20 protein-coding genes are annotated in these 24,110 nt (G+C 58.5%); 12 read left to right on the forward strand and 8 right to left on the reverse strand.

Annotation, left to right across the window (positions count from 1 at the left end; translation table 11 throughout):
• Positions 1-158: 158 nt before the first annotated feature.
• The 5 genes from EP166_RS19040 to EP166_RS19060 all read right to left on the reverse strand — a co-directional run bounded on the left by EP166_RS19040 (position 159) and on the right by EP166_RS19060 (position 6,657).
• Complete coding sequence (locus EP166_RS19040; protein ID WP_127560040.1) at positions 159-989, reverse strand: symmetrical bis(5'-nucleosyl)-tetraphosphatase; 831 nt, start codon at positions 987-989, stop codon at positions 159-161.
• On the reverse strand, positions 986-1,777 hold the full coding sequence (gene rsmA / locus EP166_RS19045; protein ID WP_127560042.1) for a 16S rRNA (adenine(1518)-N(6)/adenine(1519)-N(6))-dimethyltransferase RsmA: 792 nt from the start codon (positions 1,775-1,777) through the stop codon (positions 986-988). Before rsmA ends, EP166_RS19040 begins: the two co-directional genes overlap by 4 nt.
• Positions 1,770-2,759, reverse strand: a complete 990-nt coding sequence (gene pdxA, locus EP166_RS19050) for a 4-hydroxythreonine-4-phosphate dehydrogenase PdxA (protein ID WP_127560123.1) — start codon at positions 2,757-2,759, stop codon at positions 1,770-1,772. Before pdxA ends, rsmA begins: the two co-directional genes overlap by 8 nt.
• Positions 2,760-2,761: 2 nt before the next feature.
• Complete coding sequence (locus tag EP166_RS19055) at positions 2,762-3,985, reverse strand: peptidylprolyl isomerase (protein WP_127560044.1); 1,224 nt, start codon at positions 3,983-3,985, stop codon at positions 2,762-2,764.
• Positions 3,986-4,056: 71 nt separating this feature from the next.
• Positions 4,057-6,657 carry an LPS-assembly protein LptD gene (locus tag EP166_RS19060; protein ID WP_164744018.1) on the reverse strand — a complete coding sequence of 867 codons (2,601 nt, stop codon included), beginning with the start codon at positions 6,655-6,657 and terminating at the stop codon, positions 4,057-4,059.
• A 215-nt stretch (positions 6,658-6,872) separates the two neighbouring features.
• Between EP166_RS19060 and djlA the strand changes: the two genes are divergently transcribed.
• Positions 6,873-7,670 (forward strand): co-chaperone DjlA, encoded by a 798-nt coding sequence (gene djlA / locus EP166_RS19065; protein ID WP_127560048.1) that lies wholly within the window; start codon positions 6,873-6,875, stop codon positions 7,668-7,670.
• An 82-nt stretch (positions 7,671-7,752) separates the two neighbouring features.
• Positions 7,753-9,117 carry a leucyl aminopeptidase family protein gene (locus tag EP166_RS19070; RefSeq protein ID WP_127560050.1) on the forward strand — a complete coding sequence of 455 codons (1,365 nt, stop codon included), beginning with the start codon at positions 7,753-7,755 and terminating at the stop codon, positions 9,115-9,117.
• Between the two features lie 8 nt (positions 9,118-9,125).
• Here EP166_RS19070 and EP166_RS19075 read toward each other — a convergent pair whose 3' ends face one another.
• Positions 9,126-10,040: a LysR family transcriptional regulator gene (locus EP166_RS19075; protein WP_127560052.1), complete on the reverse strand. Its 915-nt coding sequence runs from the start codon at positions 10,038-10,040 to the stop codon at positions 9,126-9,128.
• Between the two features lie 104 nt (positions 10,041-10,144).
• Here EP166_RS19075 and metE point away from each other — a divergent pair, with 104 nt between their 5' ends.
• The 3 genes from metE (at position 10,145) to ilvN (ending at position 14,963) form a co-directional block, all read left to right on the forward strand.
• Positions 10,145-12,466 carry a 5-methyltetrahydropteroyltriglutamate--homocysteine S-methyltransferase gene (gene metE, locus EP166_RS19080; RefSeq protein WP_127560054.1) on the forward strand — a complete coding sequence of 774 codons (2,322 nt, stop codon included), beginning with the start codon at positions 10,145-10,147 and terminating at the stop codon, positions 12,464-12,466.
• Positions 12,467-12,726: 260 nt separating this feature from the next.
• Complete coding sequence (locus tag EP166_RS19085) at positions 12,727-14,469, forward strand: acetolactate synthase 3 large subunit (RefSeq protein ID WP_127560056.1); 1,743 nt, start codon at positions 12,727-12,729, stop codon at positions 14,467-14,469.
• 2 nt (positions 14,470-14,471) lie between these two features.
• Positions 14,472-14,963: an acetolactate synthase small subunit gene (gene ilvN / locus EP166_RS19090; protein WP_127560058.1), complete on the forward strand. Its 492-nt coding sequence runs from the start codon at positions 14,472-14,474 to the stop codon at positions 14,961-14,963.
• A gap of 137 nt (positions 14,964-15,100) precedes the next feature.
• Here the strand turns inward: ilvN and EP166_RS19095 are convergent, their stop codons facing one another.
• Positions 15,101-15,286 (reverse strand): hypothetical protein, encoded by a 186-nt coding sequence (locus tag EP166_RS19095; protein WP_127560060.1) that lies wholly within the window; start codon positions 15,284-15,286, stop codon positions 15,101-15,103.
• A gap of 210 nt (positions 15,287-15,496) precedes the next feature.
• On the opposite strand from EP166_RS19095, the gene EP166_RS19100 reads away from it, so the two are divergent.
• On the forward strand, positions 15,497-16,696 hold the full coding sequence (locus EP166_RS19100; protein WP_127560062.1) for an EAL and HDOD domain-containing protein: 1,200 nt from the start codon (positions 15,497-15,499) through the stop codon (positions 16,694-16,696).
• Positions 16,697-16,744: 48 nt separating this feature from the next.
• Positions 16,745-17,497, forward strand: a complete 753-nt coding sequence (locus tag EP166_RS19105; protein WP_127560064.1) for a Crp/Fnr family transcriptional regulator — start codon at positions 16,745-16,747, stop codon at positions 17,495-17,497.
• Positions 17,498-17,585: 88 nt separating this feature from the next.
• Here EP166_RS19105 and ilvC read toward each other — a convergent pair whose 3' ends face one another.
• Positions 17,586-19,067 (reverse strand): ketol-acid reductoisomerase, encoded by a 1,482-nt coding sequence (gene ilvC / locus EP166_RS19110; RefSeq protein ID WP_127560066.1) that lies wholly within the window; start codon positions 19,065-19,067, stop codon positions 17,586-17,588.
• 253 nt (positions 19,068-19,320) lie between these two features.
• Between ilvC and EP166_RS19115 the strand changes: the two genes are divergently transcribed.
• From EP166_RS19115 to EP166_RS19135, 5 genes are all read left to right on the forward strand, one after another.
• Positions 19,321-20,340: a BamA/TamA family outer membrane protein gene (locus EP166_RS19115; protein WP_127560068.1), complete on the forward strand. Its 1,020-nt coding sequence runs from the start codon at positions 19,321-19,323 to the stop codon at positions 20,338-20,340.
• Positions 20,341-20,391: 51 nt separating this feature from the next.
• Positions 20,392-21,450 carry a hypothetical protein gene (locus tag EP166_RS19120; RefSeq protein WP_127560070.1) on the forward strand — a complete coding sequence of 353 codons (1,059 nt, stop codon included), beginning with the start codon at positions 20,392-20,394 and terminating at the stop codon, positions 21,448-21,450.
• Complete coding sequence (locus EP166_RS19125) at positions 21,447-22,571, forward strand: sensor histidine kinase (protein WP_127560072.1); 1,125 nt, start codon at positions 21,447-21,449, stop codon at positions 22,569-22,571. The genes EP166_RS19120 and EP166_RS19125 overlap by 4 nt, the downstream gene beginning before the upstream one ends.
• The gene (locus tag EP166_RS19130) at positions 22,564-23,337 is read left to right on the forward strand and encodes a LytR/AlgR family response regulator transcription factor (RefSeq protein WP_220432638.1); all 774 of its coding nucleotides are present in this window, start codon (positions 22,564-22,566) and stop codon (positions 23,335-23,337) included. Before EP166_RS19125 ends, EP166_RS19130 begins: the two co-directional genes overlap by 8 nt.
• 125 nt (positions 23,338-23,462) lie before the next feature.
• Positions 23,463-24,110 (forward strand): hypothetical protein, encoded by a 648-nt coding sequence (locus EP166_RS19135; RefSeq protein WP_127560074.1) that lies wholly within the window; start codon positions 23,463-23,465, stop codon positions 24,108-24,110.

Here is a 24,110-nt window from a genome sequence, read left to right on the forward strand (position 1 = left end):
GTGCGACAACGTGCTGCTTGGAATCGGTTCGAAATATCAGAAAGCGGGGAGCTTACCGGGGTGTTTGGTCTAGACCAATGGTGTGGGGGAGGCGGTGCGTGTTTATGTGATGGATTGCACGAAGTTTGTGGGAATTGGTTACATCGTTGTGAGGGCGCTTAGCCCTCGTTTCTGAACACGATGCCGGTGGTATCGCACTGCCAGCGTTCGCCGCTGTCCATGTTCATCAGGGTCAAATAGTTATCCCAAACGTAGCCGGTATCGAGGGCGATAATGTCGTCGTTACCGGTTTTACCCATCAGCGCGGCCCAGTGGCCGAACAATAAGGTGTGCTGGCGTTGGGCGGGCCACTCGAACCAGGGTTTCATGCCTTTGGGTGAGGTGTCTGCGCCTTCTTTGTTGTCGAATTCCAGTTCGCCGCCCGGGCCGCAGAAGCGCATTCTGGTGTAGGCGTTGGTGATGTAGCGCCAGCGTTCCAGACCGGTCAGATCGTCGCTCCAGACGTTGGGTTCATTGCCGTACATACCCTGAATGAAGGTGTTGAACTGGGTATCGTCGGCCAGCACGGCTTCCAGTTCACGGGCGCGGTCGATGGCTTGCTGGTCACTCCAGTTGGGTGGAATGCCAGCATGGGTCATCAGCAGCTTGCGCGTCGGGTCTTGCAGCAGCAGGGGTTTCTGGCGCAGCCAGCCAAGGAGTTTGCTGGCGTCCTCGGCGTTGAGAATCTCATCGAGATCCGGGTTGCTTTTGCGCGGTTTGTCGCTGTGAGCGAGTGCCAGCAGATGCAAGTCGTGGTTGCCGAGTACGGTTTGGGCCGCATCGCCAAGCCCTTTGACCAGGCGCAGGCAGCCGAGTGAGTCTTTACCCCGGTTGACCAGATCACCGGCGAGCCATAGCTGGTCGGCTGACGGGTCGAATCTAACAGCCTCGAGCAGCAGTTCGAGCGGTTCGCGGGAACCTTGCAAGTCCCCAACGGCGTACAGCGTCATGAGCCCTCCGCGTCGCTCAGTGCATTGGCAATGTTAACAAACTGCTCGATGCCCAGGGTTTCAGCCCGCGCGCCCGGGTTAATGCCGATCGCTTCAAGCTGTTCATCGCTGATCAGGGTTTTCAGGTTGTTGCGCAGGGTTTTGCGGCGCTGGCCGAAAGCCGTACGCACAACGATTTCGAATTTTTTCGGGTCTTTGGCCACAAACGGCAGCGTCTTGCGCGGGTTCAGGCGAACGATGGCCGATTCGACTTTGGGTGCCGGAGTAAAAGCGCCCGGCGGTACCGTGAACAGATACCGCGCTTCGCAGTGGTACTGCATCATGATGCCCAGGCGGCCATAGGCGTTGTCCCCGGGCGCGGCGCACAGCCGTTGCACCACTTCTTTTTGCAGCATGAAGTGCATGTCGTGGATTTTATCGGCGTAGTTGAGCAGATGAAACATCAGCGGTGTCGAGATGTTATAGGGCAGGTTGCCGACCAGACGCATCGGGCGTTCGTCCGTTACCAGGCTGCCAAAATCAAAACTGAGGGCGTCGGCTTCGTGAATGCGCAGGTTTTCAGCCCGAAAGAACCGGGTGCGCAGAATCGGGATCAGGTCGCGGTCGAGTTCCACCACATCCAGTTCGCCGCCGGTGGCGTCGAGCAGGGGTTCGGTTAGAGCGCCCTGACCGGGGCCGATCTCGATGACGTGCTGGCCGGGTTTGGGGGCAATGCTTTTGACAATGCGATCAATGATGCCGGCGTCGTGCAGGAAGTTCTGTCCAAATCGTTTGCGCGCTTTATGCATGCGAGTGCTGGCTCCGGTGGTTGGCCATGGTGAAGGCGGTGGAGAGGGCGACGGCAAGGGAGCCATCGCTGGCGCGGCCGGTGCCGGCCAGGTCGAGCGCGGTGCCATGGTCGACCGAGGTGCGAATAAACGGCAGGCCAAGGGTGATGTTGACGGCGGCGCCGAACCCCTTGTATTTCAAGACCGGCAGGCCCTGATCGTGGTACATGGCAAGCACGGCGTCGGCACGGTCGAGGTAGTGTGGCTGGAATAGCGTATCGGCCGGTAGCGGGCCTTCCAGGCTCCAGCCCAGCGTGCGCAATTCATCCAGTGCCGGTTCAATGATCTCGATTTCTTCCCGGCCCAGGTGGCCGCCTTCACCGGCATGAGGGTTAAGGCCGGCGACCAGAATATGCGGTGCCGGGCAGCCAAAATCCTGAATCAGGGCGGCGTGCAGGACGGCGGTGACGCGTTTGATTTTATCGGCAGTAATGGCCCCGGGCACGGCACTCAATGGCAGGTGAGTGGTCACCAGGGCAACGCGCAAGCCTTCGGTGGCCAGCATCATCACCACCTGCTCGACCCCGGCTTTGGTTTCCAGATATTCGGTATGGCCGGTGAAGGGAATGCCAGCCTCGTTGATCACGCCCTTGTGCACCGGGCCGGTAACCAGAGCCGCCCGGTTAGCCAGGGCGAGGTCAATGGCGACATCCAGGGTTTCAAGCACATAGGCCGCATTGGCCGGGTTGAGCACACCGGGTTCACACGGGGCCCGCAGCTGAACTGGCAGCACCGGAAGGGTGCCGGGCGCGTGGCTGGTTAGCTCAGCGGGCGAGTGAACTTCCTGCAGGGTAATGTCGAGCCCCAGCAGGGTGGCGCGTGATGCCAGCATCCCGGGGTCGGCAATGGCAAACCAGGGGCCGTCGTGACGGTTCAGGGCCTGCTTCAGCACCAGATCGGGGCCGATGCCGGCTGGTTCACCGGGTGTAATGGCCAGGGGCAGTGTCAAAGCCGAACCTCGACAAAACTCTGGGCTCTCAGCTCTACCAGCCAGCGCTCCAGGGCTTCCTGGTACTTGCGTTCGGACAGGGTTTCACGAACTTGCTGGCGCAGGACATCGAGGCCAATGTCCTGGGTGCGCTGGTCCTCAACCCGCAGAATGTGAAAGCCGAATTCGGATTGAAACACCGGGCTGACTTCGCCGGTCGGCATCGAGCGTACTTGGCTGGCAAAGGCGCGTACAAAATCTTCGGCCTGGCGCCAGCCGAGGTCACCGCCGTCGCCCTTGCTGCCCAGGTCGTCGGTGAACTGGTTGGCCAGACTGGCCATGTCTTCTCCATCTTGAATGCGTTCGCGCAAATCGGTCAGCAGGGTTTGAGCCTGCTCTTCGTTCAGCACCACGTTGGGCCGAATCAGAATATGACGAACCCGGTACTGTTCTACCTGAACGGCGCGACGTTCGTTTTTACTGATCAGTTGCGCCAGGTGCAGGGCATCGTCGCGTTCAACCAGTACCGCTTCATTCAGCTCCATGACCGGAACCACGGTGCGAAACACGCTGGGCAGTTCATCGACCTTGCGCAGCCCCAGGTTGCGGGCTTCCGGGTCGTCGTTCAGGCGCTGGCCCTGGTTCAGTTCGTCGCGCAGTGTGCGGGCGGCGTCAGCTTCGTCGGGGCTGAAACGACGATAAGCCAGTTCAAACTGGGCTTCGGCCATCGATTGGCCCGCCAGTGTATTCAGGTAACGCTCGACCTCACCTTCAGTGACCCGAACGGTACGGCCAACATACTGGCGGCGAACCTCACCAATAGTCAGTTCCTGTCGTACCTGTTCGCGCACAGCCGGGAAGTCCTGACCGTTGCGTTGCAGGGCGGCAATGAATTGTTCCAATGACATGTTGCGCTGCCGGGCCAGTCGGTTAACGGCTTCGTTCACCTGTGAATCGGTAATGCGCAGGTTGATGGAATCAGCCAGTTGCAGTTGCAGCCGTTCGAGTATCAGGGCGTCGAGTATTTGCCGGCGCAGTTCATTCTGCGGGGGGAGCACGCCGGGGTTGCTGGCGTACTGGTCCCGCACCGATTGGGTACGCTGCACCAGTTCATTGGCGGTCACCACGTCTTCGTTGGCCACGGCAATAATGCGGTCGAGCAGCTCTTCCGAGTGCGCGGGCAGACTTAACCCGGCGATGACCAGGGCGCAGGCACCCAGGCGGTTAAACAGGTGAAACACGGCAAAAACTCCCAGTAACTAAATAGTGTGGCAACGTCGCCCGCCAGCGTCAGCGAGCGTCGATGGTTCGGTCATCGGTAATTGTACAGGCGGCCCCGGTAACCGGGCACTTTTTCATCCAGTAAACTTTCAACATTACCGGTGCTGCCGCCCAGGCCTTTGAGTGTGACTTCAAATTTAACACCCTGTTCAGCCCGGCTGGCAAACAGACCGGTGCCGATGGTGTCTTCGTCTTCATCCGGCACGCTGTTGTAGCCGACCAGGCGCAGGTTCCAGCAGCAACTGTCGTAGTCGATGCCGTACACCAGATCGGTGTAGGCGTAGTCGTCGGTCACGTTCCCGTCTTCATCCAGCGGACGAGACCAGTTAGCGTACCCAATGAGGGCCAGGTTTTCACGCACTGTCCAGTAACCGGAGGCGCCAAAACTCTGGTAGCCCGCCGGAGATTCGTCCGGGTCGGGCCGGTCGCCACTGACGGCCAGGCGAATGAAACGCCGGTCGCTGGGCAGAAAGGTCACATCGAGGCTGTAGGCTTGCAGGTCCAGGCTCTGGTGTTCGAACTGGGCGCTGGCATTGAGGTTCACCTGTCGGGTTGGCGCCCAGCGGGCATCCAGGTAGTTGGGGCTGTATTCCGGGCTGAAATCCGGGTTTTCGTCGGCGGTCGTCCTCTCGCCCACTCGCTCCTGACTCAGCTTGATGCCTTTGCTGACCCCCAGAAACGCCAGTTCCCGGCCGCTTTGTTTGTCGCGCAGACGTGTGTCGAGGGCGGCGCTCAGGCGGTTCATGTCGCCGATGCGGTCGAGTCCTGAGAACCGGGATTTGGTGAACAGCGCGAAATCGTTGTCGACCGGGCTGGTGTTCAGATCGGGCAAGGCTTCCTGATCGACAAAGGGGGTATAGGTGTAGTGCAACCGCGGTTCAATGGAGTGCACCCAGACGTTGCTGCCGGCGGCGTAGGGGCGTTCGGCTATTAAGCGGCTATCGACGGTTGCGCGCCAGTTAACGGCATTGGGGGTGGCGCTGAAGTCTTCCGGTTTGAAGTTGAAATCCGGGTCTACCGGGTTCGATTGCTGGTAGGACAGGGCCAGGCCTTCAATTTCTGGACGCAGGTAACCCCACTCAACATCCAGCGGGTAACTGAGACGGGTGTTCAGGTAAAACCGCTGAGAATCGGTGGCCAGGTCGAGCTGGGAGGCGCTCAGACTGTCTAGCCGGTCGGTATCGAGCTGGCGGCTGAACAGGCTGTAGGTGCCGGTTGCGCCCAGGTTCAGATTGCCCGGCAAGCTCAGGCTGTTGTAGCGCAAGCTCAGTTCCGGCAGGCGTTTTAGATCGTGACTTGCCGCGGTAACGTCGTCGTCTTTGGGTTCCTGCCATTCGGCAAGCAAGCTTGGGGTGACGTTGCCGAAGCGAGTGCTGGCGGTCACTTTGGCCGTCTGGAAATTTTCCGGGCTGTCCTGAACCGGGGTGGTGAACGCCGAGCCGAACCTCAGGGTGCCGGTGCGGATTCGATGACGCAGGTTCAGGTTCAGTGTCTGGTCTTCAACGATGTCGCCGCCGTCGTTGAAGTTCTGGTCGTAGCGTATGTCGCTGACCCAACGGGTTGAGAGATCGTAACCGGTGGCGTCTCCCAGCTGGCCGGACTGGCTGTGGCCGAACGCCCAGCGACGCGGTGCTTCCGTATCGGCATCCAGGGTGTCGTTGGGTCGCGACACTTGCACGTCGAGATCGGACACGCCGTTGTGGTCTTCCGTCAGGAACCGGAATTCGTTGCGCGCGAGCAGACCCAGGTCCGAGTAATAGTGCAGCGTGAAGGTGTCGTCGTAGTTTGGTGCCAGGTTCAGGTAATAGGGTACGGAGAGTTCATTGAAGCCGGGGTTTTCAGTTGCCAGGCCGTAGGTGCCGGCCAGAAAACCACTGCGTCGCCGGTCGTCGATCGGAAAGGAGACATAAGGCACATAGAGCACCGGGACCGATTTGATTTGGAAGCGGGCATGCCAGGCTTTGGCGATGCCGGTATCCCGGTTCACTTCGAAGCGGGCAGCGCGAATCTGCCAGCCCGGGTCCTGAGGCATACAGCGGGTAAAGGCGACGCTCTGGCCGGTCAGCAAGCTCTCGCCCTGACGCGACATGCGGTTGGCCTGGCCGTGCAAATCCTGATCGTGCAGGGCAAAATAGGCGTCGTTGATATCGGAACTGCGCTGGTCCAGATCGAGCTGGGCGGTGTTGCCGCCCACCATGGCGCCCAGGGTGCGCAATTGCACATTGCCCATCAACTCACCGGTGCCGGTGCTGCGCTGGTAGGTAATTTCATCGGCCTGAAACTGAAAACTGTTCTGGCGCGCGTTGACGTTGCCAACCAGGTGGGCTTCGTCGGGCGTGAGCAGGCGGCTTTCATCGAACCGAAAAAACAGCGGGCTTTGTTCGTCGGGCAAGTTGGGGTCGACATTGGGGTCTGAGCGCAACGGGTCGACAAAACCACCGGGGCAATAGGGTGCAATGCCTGCGCGTTCACGTGCTGGCAACTGATCGTAGGTTCGCCAGTCGGTCAGGATGCTCTGATTGTCAGAGCTCGCGGTACTTTCGGCCCAGGCGTCGTTACCTGAACCGGTTGCTGTCAGTCCCAGGGCGAGCGTCGCCCAAAGGGCGCTGTGAAGTCGGTTTGGTAGCGGCATACGCCCATGAACAGTGGTCAGAGTCAGATGCGGGCATAATACCGGAAAGGGGCTGGGGGGCATACCGTGGCGGTGTGCAAACGGCCCGGATCGGGTTAAGCTGGAACGCGTGAGCCGGGCGCAGTATCGCTGGTATTGGCGTTAGGCTGGCTTTTGGTCAGACGCAGGCGAACGCGGATTTTCACGGGCTTTACGCGCAACAGAGGAACAGCAGGGTGCAGTGGTACGGAAAAATCATCGGCGGTGCCATCGGTTTTTACACCGGTGGGCCGATTGGGCTGGCCCTGGGGCTGTTACTGGGTAATGCGTTCGATCGTGCACGCAGCCAGCCGGGTAACCCTTTTCATGGTGACGACCGGCGCGGTGTGATGCAAACCGTGTTCTTTCAGGCAACCTTCCGGGTCATGGGCAAGCTGGCCAAGGCCGATGGTCGGGTCAGTGAGCGTGAGATAGAACTGGCCCGGATGGTGATGGACCGGATGGGCCTCGACGCCACGCAACGCATGGAAGCCATGCGGCTGTTTAATGAAGGCAAGTCACCCGAATACGACATCATGCCGGTGCTGGAAGAGTTGCGTGAAGTGATTGGCCGGCGCCAGACGCTGAGCCAGATATTCCTGGAAATTCAATTGCAGACAGCCTATGCCGACGGCAACCTCAGTGCCAGTGAGCAGCGGGTTATTCAGTTAATCTGTAAGGCGCTGGGTTTCAACAAGTGGCAGTTCGAGCTGATCAACCAGCGTATTCGGGCTCAGGCACAGTTTCATCAGTCGAGTCAGTCACCCAGGCAGAGTGGGCCAAGCATAGAGCAGGCCTACAAAGTGCTGGGGGTTGAATCCGACTCATCCGATGCAGAGCTTAAAAAAGCCTACCGCAGGCTGATGAGCCAAAACCATCCGGACAAGCTGGTGGCCCGCGGTCTGCCCGAGGAAATGACCGGTGTCGCTAAGGAAAAAACCCAGGAAATTCAGCAGGCCTACGAGATGATCAAGCAGGCTCGAAAGGCGGCTTAGTCTGGCGTCATGAGTCTGCACAAAGGCCATGCTGCAGCCATTCTTAATTCTATTTTGACCTATCAGTGAGTTTATTGTTCCTATGCCTATTTTGACTGATCGATTGCAAGCCGGTACGACCGGCGTGCCCCTCACCGTACTTGAAAGCCGTGAATTCGAAACTTGGGCGCAGAGCCGGCCGGAAGCGCAGCTTGCCTGGCTGCGTGCCAGTGGTTACACCGGCAAAGGCCTGGCGCTAGTGCCGGGTGAGGGCGGGTCGCTGGCTGAGGTTCTGCTTGGCGTGGCGTCACTCGATGACCCCTGGATTCTGGGCGATCTGGCCAAGCGCTTGCCGGAAGGCGATTACCAACTGACAGGCTCTGATGAGTTTCTCGACCGGGCCGGTCTCGGCTGGTTGCTGGGGACGTACCGGTTCGATCGTTACAAGAGCATCGATCTGGTAAAAGCCCGGTTGCTGATTGATGATGAACCGCGAGTAGCGCGCCTGCAGCAGTTGGCGCAGGGGGTGGCGCTGGTGCGTGACCTGGTGAACACACCACCGAACGATATGATGCCCGAGCATTTGTCGGAAGCGGCGCAAGTGCTGGCCGCGCAGTTCGGCGCGCGGTTTACCGAGCTGGTGGGTGAGCAGTTACTGACTGAGAATTACCCGACCATTCATGCCGTCGGTCGAGCCTCCGTTCATGAACCCCGGTTACTCGACCTACGCTGGGGCGATGCCGGGCACCCCAAGGTCACTCTGGTAGGTAAAGGGGTGTGTTTCGACAGCGGCGGTCTGGATATCAAACCAGCGGCGGGCATGCGCTACATGAAAAAAGACATGGGCGGCGCGGCCCATGTGCTTGGACTGGCGCATATGATCATGGCGCTCCAGTTGCCGGTGAATCTTCGGGTGTTGATTCCCGCCGTGGAGAACGCGGTGTCCGGAAATGCCTTCCGGCCGGGCGATGTGCTGAAAACCCGCAAAGGGCTTACGGTTGAGATTGATAACACCGATGCCGAAGGTCGTCTGGTGTTGTGCGATGCCCTGGCAGAAGCTGATACCGAAACCCCGGATATGATCATCGATTTCGCGACGCTGACGGGCGCGGCGCGGGTGGCCCTGGGCACCGAACTGCCCGGCTACTTTACCGATGCCGATGCTCTGGCGCGGGACCTGAATGCAGCGGGCAAGAAAGTCAGCGACCCGGTCTGGCAGTTGCCGTTGCACACTCCCTACGACGACTTCCTGAAAAGCGAGGTGGCCGACCTGGTCAATTGCGCGCCGTCGCCATTTGGGGGCGCGATTACCGCAGGCTTGTACCTGAAGCGGTTTGTCGAACAAACGCCCTGGGTGCATTTCGACATCATGGCCTGGAACCAGCGCGCGTTGCCGGGTCGCCCGGTTGGAGGCGAAGCCTTTGGCGTGCGGGCCGTGTTTGAGATGCTGGAGCAGCGCTATCGATAACGTCCGGGTTAGTCGGTCTTTTTAAACGACCCCGGCCCAAATTGCCCGGCCAGGTCAACAAAGCTGTTCAGATAGGGGCTGTCGCCCTCGGCGCTGCGGATGGCGGCGTAGAGGGTGCCGTGCAGGCCCTGCTCCCCCAGCGGCCTTGAGGTCAGTGAGGTCGTCGGTTGCTGCGAATAGTGCAGCACCCAGTCGGGCAGGGCTGAGAGGCCCCTGCCACTGGCCACCAGCAGCAGAATCACCGCCGTCAGTTCAGACTGGCGAATCGATTTGGGTTCAATGCCCGCCGGGCTCAGGAAGTGTTTGAACAGGTCGAGCCGGTCGCGGGAAACCGGGTAGGTAATCAGTTGCTCGGTTCTCAGGTCTTCCGGGGCAATCCAGGTTTTTTGAGCCAGAGGGTGGTCTTCGGCCATGACCAGACGGCCTTCGTAGTTAAACAGGGGCCGGAATTCCAGGTCGCTGGCTTCTACCGGGTCCGATGAGATCACCAGGTCCAGCTCGCCCTCACGCAAAGCCGTAATTGAGTCGAAACTCAGGCCGAGACGAATGTCGATATCGACCAGTGGCCAGGCTTTCTTGAACCGTTCCAGCACCGGCATCAGCCAGTCGTAACAGGCGTGGCACTCGATGGCGATGAACAGTCTTCCTGCCTCACCACTGGCCAGCCGGCTCAGTTCCTCCTCCACATCCGCCATGCGTGGCAACACCTGATCCGCCAGTTGCACCAGCTTGTAACCTGCCGGGGTTAACCGAATGGGCCGGGTATGGCGCATGAACAGTGAGACATCGAAATGATGCTCCAGACTTTTTAACTGGTGCGAAAGGGCCGACTGGGTAATGTGCAGTTGCTCGGCAGCCCGGGCGAGGTTGCCGCAACTGGCGATGGTCTTCAGGCTATGCAGATGGCGCCGCTCAAGAAACATATGAATCCTATTTGATAAATTCGTGAAAACTATGAGATAGACTTGAAATTGCGACATGGTCACACTCTGCCCTCATTGAATCAACCGTCAATTAGGGATTTGTCATGACTGTCGCACACACGCTGGGATTCCCGCGCATCGGCGCACAACGGGAACTTAAATTCGCACTCGAAGCCTACTGGGCGGGCGATCAGGACCAGGCAGCCTTGCTGGCCGTTGGTCGTACCCTGCGTCATCACCACTGGCAATTGCAGGCCGATGCCGGGCTCGATGCCGTCACGGTGGGCGATTTCTCCTTCTACGATCAGGTACTGGATACGTCAGCGCTGTTGGGAGTGGTGCCCGAGCGTTTTGGCCCCACAGGCGATCAGGTCGATCTCGACACCTATTTCCGCATGGCCCGTGGCCGGGCGCCTTCCGGCAAGCCAGCCGCCGCCTGCACCATGACCAAGTGGTTCGATACCAACTATCACTATCTGGAACCGGAAGTCCGGGCGGACCAGTCGTTTTCGGTCAGTACCCGCGCCCTGTTCGATCAGGTCGATGAAGCGCAAGCGGCGGGGCACAAGGTTAAACCCGTTATTCTGGGGCCACTGACCTGGCTGTGGCTGGCCAAACCAGCCGGTGACGACTTTGATCGGCTAACGCTGCTGGACGGATTGCTGGATACCTATGCGACGATTCTGAATCGGCTGGCAGACCAGGGTGTCGATTGGGTTCAGATCGATGAACCCGCGCTGGTGCTGGACCTGCCTCAAGCGTGGAAGGCGGCCTTTGAACAGGCCTATCACCGGCTGAAATCAGCACCGGTCAATCTGCTGCTGGCCACCTATTTTGGTGCGCTGGAAGACAACGTTACCCTCACCTGCAATCTGCCGGTTGCGGGCATTCACATTGATGCTGTCAGTGCGCCGCACGAGGTGTCTCAGGTAGTGGACTGGTTGCCGGGCCACAAGGTGCTGTCGCTGGGTCTGGTCAGCGGTCGCAATATCTGGCGAACCGACCTGGACCAGGCGTTACAAACGCTGAAAACCGCTCATGCCAAGCTGGGCGACCGCCTCTGGGTAGCGCCGTCGTCGTCGCTGCTGCACGTACCTGTTGATCTGGCGCAGGAGACGGAACTGGACGACGAACTGCACAGTTGGCTGAGTTTTGCGGTGCAGAAGCTGGACGAAGTTGTGTTGCTCAAGCGGGGCCTGGCCACGTCACCCGATGAACCGACGTTAACGGCATTGCGGTCTTCGGCCGATGCGGTTCAGCAACGTCGGCAGTCGTCCCGCTTGAAGGTGGTAGAAGTGCGCGACCGGCTGGCCAAACTCACGGCGTTGACGTCCGCCCGTGCCGAACCGTTCAGCAAACGCCGGGCAGCCCAGCAAGAAAAACTGCCATTACCCCTGTTTCCAACCACAACCATCGGGTCATTTCCGCAAACCCCGTCGATTCGCCAGACACGTAGGGATTATCGCCGGGGTGAGTTGTCGCAGGCGGAATACGAACAGCGCATTGAAACCGAGATTCAGGACACCGTGCGCGCCCAGGAAGCCCTGGGGCTGGATGTGCTGGTGCACGGGGAAGCCGAACGTAACGACATGGTCGAATACTTTGGCGAGCAACTGGATGGCTTTGCCTTCACCCGCTTCGGCTGGGTGCAATCGTACGGTTCGCGCTGCGTCAAACCGCCGGTACTGTTCGGTGATGTGCAGCGCCCGGCACCTATGACGGTGCGCTGGGCGCAGTATGCTGCTGCCCAAACCGACAAGCCGATGAAAGGCATGCTGACCGGCCCGGTGACCATTCTGAACTGGTCATTCGTGCGCGATGACCAGCCGCGTTCCGACACCGCCTTGCAGTTGGCGCTGGCACTGCGCGATGAAGTGCTGGATCTGGAAGCCGCCGGCATTGGCATTATTCAGATCGACGAGGCGGCGCTGCGTGAAGGCTTGCCATTGCGCCGCCGTCACTGGCAGACGTATCTCGACTGGGCCGTGGGTGCCTTTCGTCTGACCGCAAGTGGTGCCGCCAGCGACACCCAGATTCACACCCACATGTGTTATTCGCAGTTCAATGACATTCTGGGGTCCATCGCCCAGATGGATGCGGATGTGATCACCATCGAAACGTCACGGTCCGACATGCGCCTGCTGGAAGCCTTCAAGGCGTTTGACTACCCGAATGACATTGGCCCGGGTGTGTACGACATTCACTCGCCCAACACGCCGAGTGTCGAACAGATCATCGATCTGCTCGAACAGGCCGCCAAGGTCATTCCGGCACAGCAACTCTGGGTGAACCCGGATTGCGGCCTGAAAACCCGGCGCTGGGAGGAAGTAACCCCGGCACTGGAGGCCATGGTGTCGGCCGCCAAGGTGTTGCGTCAGCGTTATGCCGAGCGCAGCCCGGCGTTGGGGCAGACAGAAAAGGCCTGATTTAGCTGGGTCAGATGACTTTCGTCAGTGCAGCAACCAAGGTACACTGCCGGAACCGGCGCGGATGGCTTCTGATCGTCCCCCGGTTCCAATAAAACCCGATTCAAGCAGCAGTGTCGGCGTCGGAGTCGCAGGTTCGCCCTCGACCGGTCGGCTGTATTGGCAAAGTCGCTTACCGGCGGCCTTGCTTGAATACGCGCTGAAGATCGCTCCAACTTCGGGAAGAGCGGCGTTCTTGAGTCATAGCGAAGGTGCTTACCATGACACAAGCTGCGCATGAGCCGGAAATGCTGTCCGGCGGCGAAATGCTGATCCGATCGTTAAAAGACCAGGGCGTTGAATTCATTTACGGGTACCCGGGCGGGGCCGTATTGCACATCTATGACGCCATTCACAACCAATCCGATGTAAAACACATTCTGGTGCGCCACGAACAGGCGGCTACGCACATGGCCGATGCCTATGCGCGTGCCAGTGGCAAGGCGGGCGTGGTGCTGGTTACGTCAGGCCCCGGCGCGACCAATGCCATCACCGGCATTGCAACGGCCTACATGGATTCGATTCCGATGGTGGTCATTACCGGCCAGGTGATGAGTCACCTGATCGGCGACGATGCCTTCCAGGAAACCGACATGATGGGGCTTTCTCGGCCCATCGTTAAGCACAACATCTCGGTACGCGACCCGGCGGACATTCCGACCATTGTCAAAAAGGCGTTCTACATCGCCGAGAGCGGCCGACCGGGCCCGGTGGTCATCGACATTCCGAAAGACATGACGATGCCCAACGAGAAGTTCCCGTACGAATACCCGGATCGCATCAAGATGCGCTCCTACAACCCGGTCAAGAAAGGGCACAGCGGTCAGATTCGCAAGGCGGTCAATGCCCTGCTGCAGGCCAAACGGCCGATTATCTACAGTGGCGGTGGCGTGATTCTGGGCAAGGCCAGCAAAGAGCTGACACAGCTGGCGCACCAGCTGAACTACCCGGTTACTAATACGTTGATGGGGCTGGGTGCCTTTCCGGGTACCGATCGTCAGTTCATCGGCATGCTGGGCATGCACGGCTCCTATGAAGCCAACATGACCATGCACAATGCCGACCTGATTCTGGCCATTGGCGCGCGTTTTGACGACCGGGTGACCAATAACCCGGCCAAGTTCTGCCCGGATGCGACCATCATTCATATCGATATCGATCCGGCGTCCATCTCCAAGATCATTCAGGCGGACATTCCGATTGTCGGGCCCGTTAAGCCAGTGCTGAAGGAAATGCTGGAGCAGATCGAGCAATCCAAACTCAAGGTCGATAATGACGCCCTGGGGTTGTGGTGGGAGCAGATCGAGGAATGGCGTCAGCGTCACGGTGGCCGCTACCGCAGCGACGATTCTGAAAAAATGAAGCCACAGCACGTGATCGAAACGTTGTGCAAGGTCACCAACGGCGATGCCTACATCTGCTCCGATGTTGGCCAGCACCAGATGTTTGCGGCCCAGTACTACAAGTACAACAAGCCCAATCGCTGGATCAACTCCGGTGGCCTCGGCACCATGGGCTTTGGCTTGCCGGCGGCGATGGGCGTGCAGCTGAACTACCCCGATGCGGCGGTAGTCTGTGTGACCGGTGAAGGGTCGATTCAGATGAACATCCAGGAACTGGCGACCTGCAAGCAATACCAGTTGCCGGTTAAGGTACTGTGTCTGAATAACGGTTATCTCGGCATGGTTCGGCAGTGGCAGGACATGAATTACGAATCCCGCTACTCGAACTCCTATGTCGATTCGCTGCCCGATTTTGTCGCGCTGGCCGAAGCTTATGGTCACGCCGGGATTCGCATTGAATCGCCCGATGAATTGGAAGCCAAACTGACCGAAGCCATGGCGATTACCGATAAAGTCGTGTTCATTGATGTTCAGATCGATCCGGATGAGCACGTCTATCCGATGGCGGTTCCTGGCGGCTCTATGGCCGACATGTTCTTGAGCAAGACGGAGAGGACCTGATCATGCGGCACATTATTTCAGTACTGATGGAAAACGAAGCCGGTGCACTGGCCCGGGTTGTTGGCTTGTTCGCCCAGCGCGGCTACAACATCGAGAGTCTGAACGTGGCCCCAACCGATGATCAGACGTTGTCGCGGCTGACACTGGTCACCAAAGGTGAAGATCGGGTGGTCGAGCAGATCACCAAGCATCTGAACAAGTTGATCGAGGTGGTCAAGCTGGTTGACCTGACCGAAGGCTCACACATCGAGCGCGAGCTGATGATGGTCAAGGTTCGGGCCACCGGTGCCCAGCGCGAGGAAGTGAAGCGTACCTGTGATATTTTTCGCGGGCAGATCATCGATGTGACACCGACAACCTACACCATCCAGGTAACTGGTAACGAAGAAAAGGTGAACGCCTTCATGGACGCGCTCAGTGGCGCGACCATCATGGAGGTTGTGCGCACCGGAGTATCCGGCCTGGCGCGGGGCGACAAGACGCTGAGTCTGTAACCCTGTCCTCAACCGGACTGAACAGGCGGGCTTGTCCCGCCTTTTTTGTTTTATTCAGGCAGTGCCAAACTCACTTCGCCACTGGAAGCCCAGCCAGAATGAACCATCTGCGTGCACAGCCAGAGCGTGAGTGCACCTCAGCGATTGTCTCGGTTGGCGCGTCGGTTGCGGGGTTTGATCCGGTATTTTTTGGAGCTTTTGCGGCGTTCGCGCAGAGTGATACGGACCAGCCCAATCGCCAGAAGTGCCAGCAGCGCGGCGATGATCCAGGCGATGGTGTCGCATAACCACTCAGGGTCGCAATTCATGCCAATCTGAATCATTATAACCTCCAGGAATCTGTCGGATTTAGGATGAATTGGCTGCGGAAGCGGGACGACGTCCCACTCCCTCGCTTCAACCCCCTAAGTCCGACAGACTCTTAGAACGAGTGATAGCGGGTTTTGGATGCACGGTGCACTGAATGTTGTACGTTATCGTCACATTCCGGGTTTTAGCTAATTGCTAATAACATACGCCACAGAGGTAAGCGATTGCACGACGTCGTTTTATTTGCCCGCCAACCCATCTTCGACAGCACTCAGCAGGTATTTGCCTATGAGCTGCTGTTTCGACAAGGCACCGCCGTACAGGCAGATTTCAGTGATGGTGATCTGGCCACCAGAACCGTTATGCTCAATGCCTATACCCATTCAGACACCTTCAAGACCCTGAACAACAAGCCGGGCCTGGTGAATGTCACCAAAACCATGCTCAATGCCTTGCCGGATATTCTGCGCGACACCATGTACATTGAGGTCCTTGAAGATTACCACGCTGATGACGACCTGGTGCCACTGCTTCAGGGGTTAAAGGACCGGGGCTTCAAGCTGGTGCTCGATGATTTCGAGGGCCGGGACTACCGGCCAGAGCTGATCGACTTGGTCGACATGGTGAAAATCGATGTGCTCGCCACCCCGCCAGAGGCCATACAACCTTTGCTGGACCGATTGAGACAACACGACATCACCCTGGTGGCGGAAAAAATTGAAGACCATGCCATGTACCAGACTTGCCGCGATCAGGGGTTTGATTATTTTCAGGGCTACTTCTTTTGCCAGCCTGAGACCATTCGCGGTCAGCAGGTAGACCCGGACAGAATGGGCATGCTGATGCTCCTGGCCGATTTATACCGGTCTGATGTGGACATCAACGCGATCTACAAGCACGTTCAGCGCGATACTGTTCTATCCTATAAGTTGTTGCAGCTGGTGAATTCGGCGTTTTATCGCCGGGCGCAGGCCATTGAATCCCTGCACCAGGCCGTCATGATGCTGGGGCTAGACCGCATTCGCAGCTGGGTGACCCTGATCAACATGGGCCAGTTATCGGACAAACCCGGTGAACTGCAGCGTGAAGCGCTGACCCGGGCGTTCTTTTGCGAGCACCTGGCCACCGAGCGGCCCGGTTTGACGGCACAGGCAGGGTTTACCGTTGGCTTGCTATCGGTGTTGGACGCCTGGCTCGACCGCCCGATGCACCAGATCGTCGAGCAGCTACCCTTCACCGAAGAAGTGCGCGCTGCACTGACACGGCGAGAGGGGCCACTGGGCACCATTCTGGGAATCGCTGTCGATTACAGCCACTCTCGCTGGGATGCCTTGCCCCGGGGCTTGCTGGAGTCGGATGAGGCCATGCAGTTGCAGGATGCGTATTGTCAGTCGGTACTGCGAGCCGATGAAATGCTCGATTGAGCAAGTTCCGATCCTGATGAGGTCGGATGTCGAGAACAGAGAGGCGCAATGTTTACACTGGTGCAACACCCGGAAAGCTGGATAACCCATACTCAGGCCCATCAGGTACACAGCCTGAAACGCATGCCTACGCAACCGGACGAGACCCGTTCGTTCAGCCGTGGCACGCTTTCCAAAGCCGATACGTCAAGCTGGGCACTGATTAAACCAGTAGAAGGCGTTATCGGATTGTCGGCCGAGGGTACGCGCCTGTTTGCGCTGGAGACCGACGACTGCTGGTGCGGCCAGGTTGGCGAGGTGCTCGAATGGTTTCAGGAAGGGGCGGTAACGCTCGATATCTGGCACTGGTCCAGCATTGAAGCGATCGATGTACCCACCCTGGTCGGTGGCTTCAACGATGCAGCCCTGAAGCTGGCGCTGCACAATTCGAAGATGCCTCAGGATCCGGCGCCCGGGTTCGAGTTCTTCAAATCCGGTGATGTCATCATTCGCGAGGGTGAACCGGCCGATTGTGTGTTCACCCTGATCGAAGGGCGTGCCCGGGTCATGCGTGAAGGCGTGCAGTTGGGTGTTGCGCGGGAAGGCGAAATTCTCGGGTTGCAGGCCATGTTGCTGCACTCAACCCGCACCGCCTCGGTCATTGCCGAGGGGAATTGCAGCGCGGTCCGGGTCGATTACGACAAATTTCAGCATTTGATTGCCTCTCGCCCTGAACTCGTCCTCTCAACACTGGAAACCATGGCCAAGCACATTGAACGGATGAATACCCGTTTGCTGGAGGCCGGGTCGGACCCTTCCTGACAGGCAAAAAAAAGCCCGCCGGATCGGCGGGCCAATGCTCACTCCCTTTTGGGGACCTCACTGAGACCGGTTAAGGTCTCGTCTGCCATCAGGCTTCGACGAGACGCTTCATGTCAGTCATGTAACCGCGCAGTTCTTCGCCAATCCACTCAATGGGGTGGTTGCGAATGGCGGTGTTTACCTTGATCAGCTCAATGTTATCAACCTGGCCGGATACAGCGCCCAGGCCTTTTCCGATGACATCGGTACCGACTTTCGGCATGAAATGTTCGGCCAGCAAAGGAACGGCCGCGTTGGCGAACAAATAGTTGCCGTATTCAGCGGTGTCACTGATCACCACGTTCATTTCATACAGCTTCTTGCGCGCAATGGTGTTTGCGATCAGCGGCAGTTCGTGCAGCGATTCGTAATAGGCGCTTTCTTCGATGATGCCGCTTTCGACCATGGTCTCGAACGCCAGTTCAACGCCGGCCTTGACCATAGCGACCATCAGAATGCCGTTATCAAAGTATTCCTGTTCGTCCAGATCATTGGCAGACACCGGCGTTTGTTCGAAGGCCGTTTTGCCGGTGGCTTCACGCCAGCCGAACAGGTCTTTGTCGTCATTGGCCCAGTCGGCCATCATGGTGTCGCTGAAGTGGCCGCTGATGATGTCGTCCTGGTGCTTCTGGAACAAGGGGCGCATCAGCTCCTTGAGCTCTTCCGACAATTGGTAGGCGCGAACTTTGGCCGGGTTGCTCAGGCGGTCCATCATGGTGGTGATGCCACCGTGCTTGAGGGCTTCGGTTACGGTTTCCCAGCCGTACTGAACCAGCTTGCTGGCGTAGGTTTTGTCGACGCCTTCGGCGACCATCTTGTCGAAGCACAGCAGCGAGCCAGCCTGCAGCATGCCGCACAGGATGGTTTGCTCGCCCATCAGGTCGGACTTCACTTCCGCTACAAAAGAACTCTCCAGTACGCCGGCACGGTGACCACCGGTGGCCGCAGCCCAGGCCTTGGCGATTTCAAAGCCTTCGCCTTTCGGGTCGTTTTCCGGGTGAACGGCGATCAGCGTCGGTACACCAAAGCCGCGCTTGTACTCTTCACGCACTTCGGTACCCGGGCATTTCGGGGCAACCATCACGACGGTGATGTCATCACGAATTTTCTGGCCGACTTCGACGATGTTGAAGCCGTGTGAGTAGCCGAGGGTCGCGCCTTTTTTCATCAACGGCATGACGGTCTCAACGACGTTGCTGTGCTGTTTGTCCGGCGTCAGGTTGACCACCAGGTCTGCCTGGGGAATCAGGTTTTCATAGGAGTCGACCTGAAAACCGTTTTCGCTGGCGTTTTTCCACGACTGGCGTTTTTCATCAATGGCGGCCTGGCGCAGGGCATAGGAAACATCCAGACCCGAGTCACGCATGTTCAGGCCCTGGTTCAAACCCTGGGCACCGCAACCGACGATGACCACTTTCTTGCCCTTGAGCACGTCGCACTCATTGGCGAATTCAGATTTTTCCATGAACCGGCACTTACCCAGTTGGGCTAACTGCTGGCGAAGATTCAGGGTGTTGAAGTAATTGCTCATGCTGTGTCCTGTAAACGCTGAAGGTGGTTTATCCACCGTTGCAAGGGAGTGTACAGAAGTGGGAATGTTGCTGGAAATGAATTGTTGGCAATCAGGTGTTGCTAAAAAGGGAATAATGGCCGACTCCCAGGGCCCTGCCGCTCAGCCTAAACAGAGACCGCTTGCTACCGGGTAAAACCGTTTGTCGTACCAGAGACTCGTCATCAAGTCGCACCAGTAGTCTGGCGGTCAACATAGCCTGTGGAGCGAATCCGTGACGTTGAAAAGAACGACCCTGTTGCTGGGCCTGGTATTGAGCTGTGCCGGTCTTAAAGCGGAACCGGCGAAACCTTCCGGAAGTGAAGCCTATAGCAACGCCGTATCACCAATCATCGGGTATGGCCCGGTTTATGGCACTGTCCTGGGCGCCGCATGGTTCCGGTATCCGGCCCCTGGAGCAGAACTGGAGCGTCCCGTCTACCAGGACGTTTTTATACAGGGGACGGTTGGGGGGCAGTTCAGTTTGCAGACTCGCCGGCGTCAGCCCCATCTCTGGCCCGAATGGGATCATTCACTGGCGCTGTCGGTGGATAACTTCTTTGACTATGAATTTCCCGATGGCACCTCGGATTATCAGCGTTTCGATCGCTGGCGTCTGTCGCTGGACAACGAAATGAGTCGGACGATCAGCGGTCCGCTGTCGGTGCTGGGACGTCTGTCGGTTGCTGGTCGGTTACACGAACGCGATGGTGACGACGCGAACGCCTACCCGGGTCTGGGGCTGCGTTGGGATAGCCGGGATGCCGGAATCAACCCTCGGCGGGGCACCTATGCGGTGCTTGCTGCCGATGTTCAGCCGGATGTCTTACACAGCAAGCGGCTGGACCAGACAGGTTGGCGTGGCGGATTGGACCTTCGTCGCTACATTCCTCTTGCCGGTGCCTCGGTTGTGGCGCTGCGTTTTGACGGCCATGCCACCGATGGTGAGGTATTTGATGCCGCCCTCGGTGGCGACGAGCAGTTGCGTGGGTATGTTGCCCGGCGGTTTGTTGGCGACTCGAGCATGGCCGCCCAGGCCGAAGCCCGGTTCCCGCTGCTCGGCTGGGTATCGGGTGTCGCCTTTGCCGAAACCGGTTGGATACAAGACGGTGATCATGCGGAAACGCCCTCGAGTGTAGGCGGTGGTTTGCGATTCGGGTTGCCTCCCGATGGCGAGATGAAGGTGCGCGCAGACCTGGGTATGTCTGCTGAAGGCGATGTTCAGTTCTTTGTCAGTTTTAATCAGGTGTTTTAGATGCCGAAGCCAAAGACATGTCAAACCACGGTCACTGGTGGTTGTCTGCTGATGCTAACCAGTCCTGTGGTTTGGGCGCTTGACTGGCGGCTGGATGCCGAGTGGGAGGCGAGCAGGCAGGACACTGTATCGGCGCCTCTGGCATTGATCGATGCCCGCCCTTTCGCCTGGACACAACGCTATGATCTGTCGCTAGCAGATGCCGGTGCGGGACTGGATGTACGCTTCGAGCCAGAAAATTCTGGACCATCAGAACCGGAGTGGACAGTCAGGCAGGCGTATTACGATACCGGGCTGGGCGACTATGAGGTGACGCTGGGGCAAAAACATCTGCACTGGGATTACGGCTTTCTGGCCAACCCGCTCAACTGGGTGGGGCCTGCGGATGGACGCTCGGAATTTCTGGCAGAGCCGCTGGTGTCGGTGCAACAGTTTCGGGGTATCAGTACCGACCAGGCGGTCTGTACGCTGCGCCTGGAGAATCAGCAGGAGCTTTGTCTGGTGCGAACCCAGGGGTTTTCCGGTGCCGTGGACTGGCAGGTGGCGGCGGGTTACGAGGCGGGCTGGCAGTTGGGTGCCGGTGCATCCTGGGTTCCCGGTCAACGCTGGGAGTATCATGGGTCGCTGACCTGGTATGAAGCGGCGCTGCAGCGAAGCTATCGGAATGGCCGACTCTTAACAGAGCACGAATCCGCCTGGAATATACTGGTTGGCGCCAGCACCAGCGGCCAGGGTGGCTGGCAGCTATTGCTCGAACATCATCTGGATACCCGGGCACTGCCAGCGGATGACTGGTCACAGGTACGGCAGGATCTGGAAGCAGAGGCTGATGGTGCGTTGGCATCTGCTTGGCAGGGCGAGCCGCTGACGGCGCACCGCTCACTGGTCCGCCTGACGCAAAACTGGAACGACTGGGACCTGACCGGAGCCCTGATCGGGCTCTGGGCCGGGGAGCCAACGGCATTGACAGAGCTTGAACTGACCTACGCCTGGACGCAAAGCGCAGCGCTGACGCTGGGCTGGCAGACGACGCCTGCCTCGGGCATGCTGGGTCAAATTGGGCGGGGCGACTGCTACACATTGGGCGTTAACTGGGTATTGGCACCATGAAAAAGTTTCCGGGTATGTATCAACACAGCTTTGCCGACAGCTCGTTGCTTGAATGGGTGTTTGGTGTGGGCATCACGCTGGTCGCCTGTGCACTGATCGCCTGGCTGACGGCGCTGATGAACGGCGCCAGTTATTGGATAAACCTGAGGATCTCACTCGGGTTTGGCGTGTCCTGTGTGGTGACAATTAACCTGGCTCACCTGGCCTGGCCGGATCGGACGGACCTGTTTCGTAACAGCCTGGGCATGGTCATCGGGGTTGCGATTGGCATGGTTAATATGATGTCTGTTGTGTTCGGTAACCCGTTTCAGATCGATTTTCGAGAACACTGGGCGATGATGCTTGGGAACCTGGCAATATCGGCTGTTTTCAGTCTTATTGTCTTCTACTTTTTCTACTCCACCTATCGGGTTCAGCGTTTAGGGCGAGAAGTGACTGAGCAGCAACTGGTTGCCTCGCAGAAAGACAAGGATTTGCTGCTAAGCCAGTTGAAGCTGATGCAAGGCCAGATTGAACCGCACTTCCTGTTCAATACACTGGCCAATGTGCAAGGTCTGATAGATCAGGACAGCGCGGCGGCGAAGCGGCTGATTGGTGAGCTGACGACCATGCTGCGGGTTAGCTTGCGCCGGACCCGTCAGGACACCACCCGGCTAGCCGATGAGTTGGCTCTGATTCGCAGTTACTTGGCCATTCAGGCGATTCGCATGGGCAGTCGACTGTCATTTGACGTAGATGCGCCAGACGCTTTGGGCGACCTGCCGTTGCCGCCGCTGATGATTCAGCCACTGGTGGAAAATGCCGTTATACACGGTATTGAACCCAGCACGTCCGGCGGCGAGGTGCAGGTAAGCGTGCGGTTGGAAGGCGAAGCGTTGCATATTACTGTGGCTGATACCGGGTTGGGCTTGGGCAATGCTCCGGTTTCAAACGGTGAGGGAGTCGGGCTCAGTAACATTCGCGAGCGGCTGCGCCTGCTCTATGAAGGTCGGGCTGCACTGACGCTGAAAGCCAGCGTTTCTGGTGGAACGGAGGCGCATTTGATGGTGCCAGTTAATACAGGCGGCGAGGTGTCAATTAGGCCTCTCCAAAACCCGACGGACGATGGAACTCATGGCTGAACTGACCGCACTCATCGCCGACGATGAACCCGTTCTGCGCTATCACCTCAACCGGATTCTGAGCGATCTCTGGTCAGACCTGGACATCGTCGCCATGGCGGCAACGGGCGAAGAAGCCTGGCAACTGATCGAGACCGTTCGGCCCCAGGTGGTTTTCCTGGACATCAAAATGCCGGGGCTGACGGGCCTGGAGGTTGCCGAGCGTATGCAGCAGGCGGGCCTTACCCGGGACTGTGCTGTGGTCTTTCTGACAGCCTATGACGAGTACGCCGTTGAGGCGTTCGAGCGCGAAGCGGTCGACTATTTGCTCAAACCCATCGACGAAACACGACTTGAGCGCACCCGGGATCGCATACTGCAGCGGCTTGAGCGCCCAGCGACGGCTCAGGTCGATCTGGCCGATCTAAAACGACTGTTGTCGGCTGGCGAGGCGGGCAATGGCCCGTTGCGCTGGCTGAACGCTCACCGGGGTGAGGATATCTACGTTATCGATGTTGAATCCGTTTTGTATTTCCTGGCAGAAGACAAATACACCACCGTGGTGACCGCAGACGGCGAATATCTGATTCGCAAGTCGCTCAAACAGCTGGAAGCCGAACTGGATAACCAGCAATTCTGGCGTATCCATCGTTCGACTCTGGTGCAGGTCGCCTGTATAGATCGGGTTGAACGAACCTTTTCCGGGCAGCTGAAAGTTCATATGAAAAGTGGCCGTAACCCGCTCATTGTCAGCCGCCGGTTTTCGGACCGGTTCAAGCAAATGTAATCCATGTCCCGCCATTTGATAGCACCCGCTACCGCTCATTCTGCAGCAGAACCATTTATCGAAAACGCCCATTCGTGCGCTTTCAACTTGCTAGAGTGACGTCGAATTCTTAACGGAGCGACGACATGCGGCAATTTATTCTGATTATTCTGGTCAGCATTAGCTGGGCATCAGCGGCCTTTGCCGAGGTTGACCACACCAACCCGGAACTGACCCGGGCATACCAGCAATACCTGGCAGCAACCGAAGGCGATAAAGGCGCCGTCGATGACGCCGTTGAGGCATTTGAGGCACTGCTTGAAGCGCATCCCGGCGACCCGTTAATACTGGTTCTACTGGGCAGCAGCCAGACCTTGCAGGGGCGCGACGCCTGGATGCCCTGGAATAAGATGAGTCTGACCGAAGACGGCTTGGCCGCTATGGGTACTGCGCAGCAATGGCTGGGCCCCGAACACGATGAGCAGATGTTCGATGGCTTGCCAGTCAGTCTTCAGGTTAAGGCGTTGGCAGGCATTACCTTCACTCAGGTTCCGGACTTCTTCGGCCGCTTTGAGCAGGGGTATCAGCTGTTGCTTGACGCCAGCCAGAGCCCGTTACTGGACAAGGTGCCTGCACAACGCCATAGCCACATTCATTTTTACGCCGCCCGGGCTGCCCGCCAGGCTGACGAGCCTGAACGCCAGATCTTGCTGCTACAGCGCCTGGCCGACCTTCCGGTGGATAATGATTATACCGCTGCGGCGCGCGATGCGCTGGCAGCAGCGGGAGAGTGA

Origin of the sequence: Saccharospirillum alexandrii (genome assembly GCF_004000275.1) — a bacterium.
GTDB lineage: Bacteria > Pseudomonadota > Gammaproteobacteria > Pseudomonadales > Natronospirillaceae > Saccharospirillum > Saccharospirillum alexandrii.

What these genes read in the sequence shown, in the direction of transcription:
- EP166_RS19040 (WP_127560040.1), bottom strand. Translation starts at nt 989, where the DNA reads ATGACGCTGTACGCCGTTGGGGACTTGCAAGGTTCCCGCGAACCGCTC.
- rsmA (WP_127560042.1), bottom strand. Translation starts at nt 1,777, where the DNA reads ATGCATAAAGCGCGCAAACGATTTGGACAGAACTTCCTGCACGACGCC.
- EP166_RS19060 (WP_164744018.1), bottom strand. Translation starts at nt 6,657, where the DNA reads ATGCCGCTACCAAACCGACTTCACAGCGCCCTTTGGGCGACGCTCGCC.
- EP166_RS19070 (WP_127560050.1), top strand. Translation starts at nt 7,753, where the DNA reads ATGCCTATTTTGACTGATCGATTGCAAGCCGGTACGACCGGCGTGCCC.
- EP166_RS19075 (WP_127560052.1), bottom strand. Translation starts at nt 10,040, where the DNA reads ATGTTTCTTGAGCGGCGCCATCTGCATAGCCTGAAGACCATCGCCAGT.
- metE (WP_127560054.1), top strand. Translation starts at nt 10,145, where the DNA reads ATGACTGTCGCACACACGCTGGGATTCCCGCGCATCGGCGCACAACGG.
- EP166_RS19085 (WP_127560056.1), top strand. Translation starts at nt 12,727, where the DNA reads ATGACACAAGCTGCGCATGAGCCGGAAATGCTGTCCGGCGGCGAAATG.
- ilvN (WP_127560058.1), top strand. Translation starts at nt 14,472, where the DNA reads ATGCGGCACATTATTTCAGTACTGATGGAAAACGAAGCCGGTGCACTG.
- EP166_RS19095 (WP_127560060.1), bottom strand. Translation starts at nt 15,286, where the DNA reads ATGATTCAGATTGGCATGAATTGCGACCCTGAGTGGTTATGCGACACC.
- EP166_RS19105 (WP_127560064.1), top strand. Translation starts at nt 16,745, where the DNA reads ATGTTTACACTGGTGCAACACCCGGAAAGCTGGATAACCCATACTCAG.
- ilvC (WP_127560066.1), bottom strand. Translation starts at nt 19,067, where the DNA reads ATGAGCAATTACTTCAACACCCTGAATCTTCGCCAGCAGTTAGCCCAA.
- EP166_RS19120 (WP_127560070.1), top strand. Translation starts at nt 20,392, where the DNA reads ATGCTAACCAGTCCTGTGGTTTGGGCGCTTGACTGGCGGCTGGATGCC.
- EP166_RS19125 (WP_127560072.1), top strand. Translation starts at nt 21,447, where the DNA reads ATGAAAAAGTTTCCGGGTATGTATCAACACAGCTTTGCCGACAGCTCG.
- EP166_RS19130 (WP_220432638.1), top strand. Translation starts at nt 22,564, where the DNA reads ATGGCTGAACTGACCGCACTCATCGCCGACGATGAACCCGTTCTGCGC.
- EP166_RS19135 (WP_127560074.1), top strand. Translation starts at nt 23,463, where the DNA reads ATGCGGCAATTTATTCTGATTATTCTGGTCAGCATTAGCTGGGCATCA.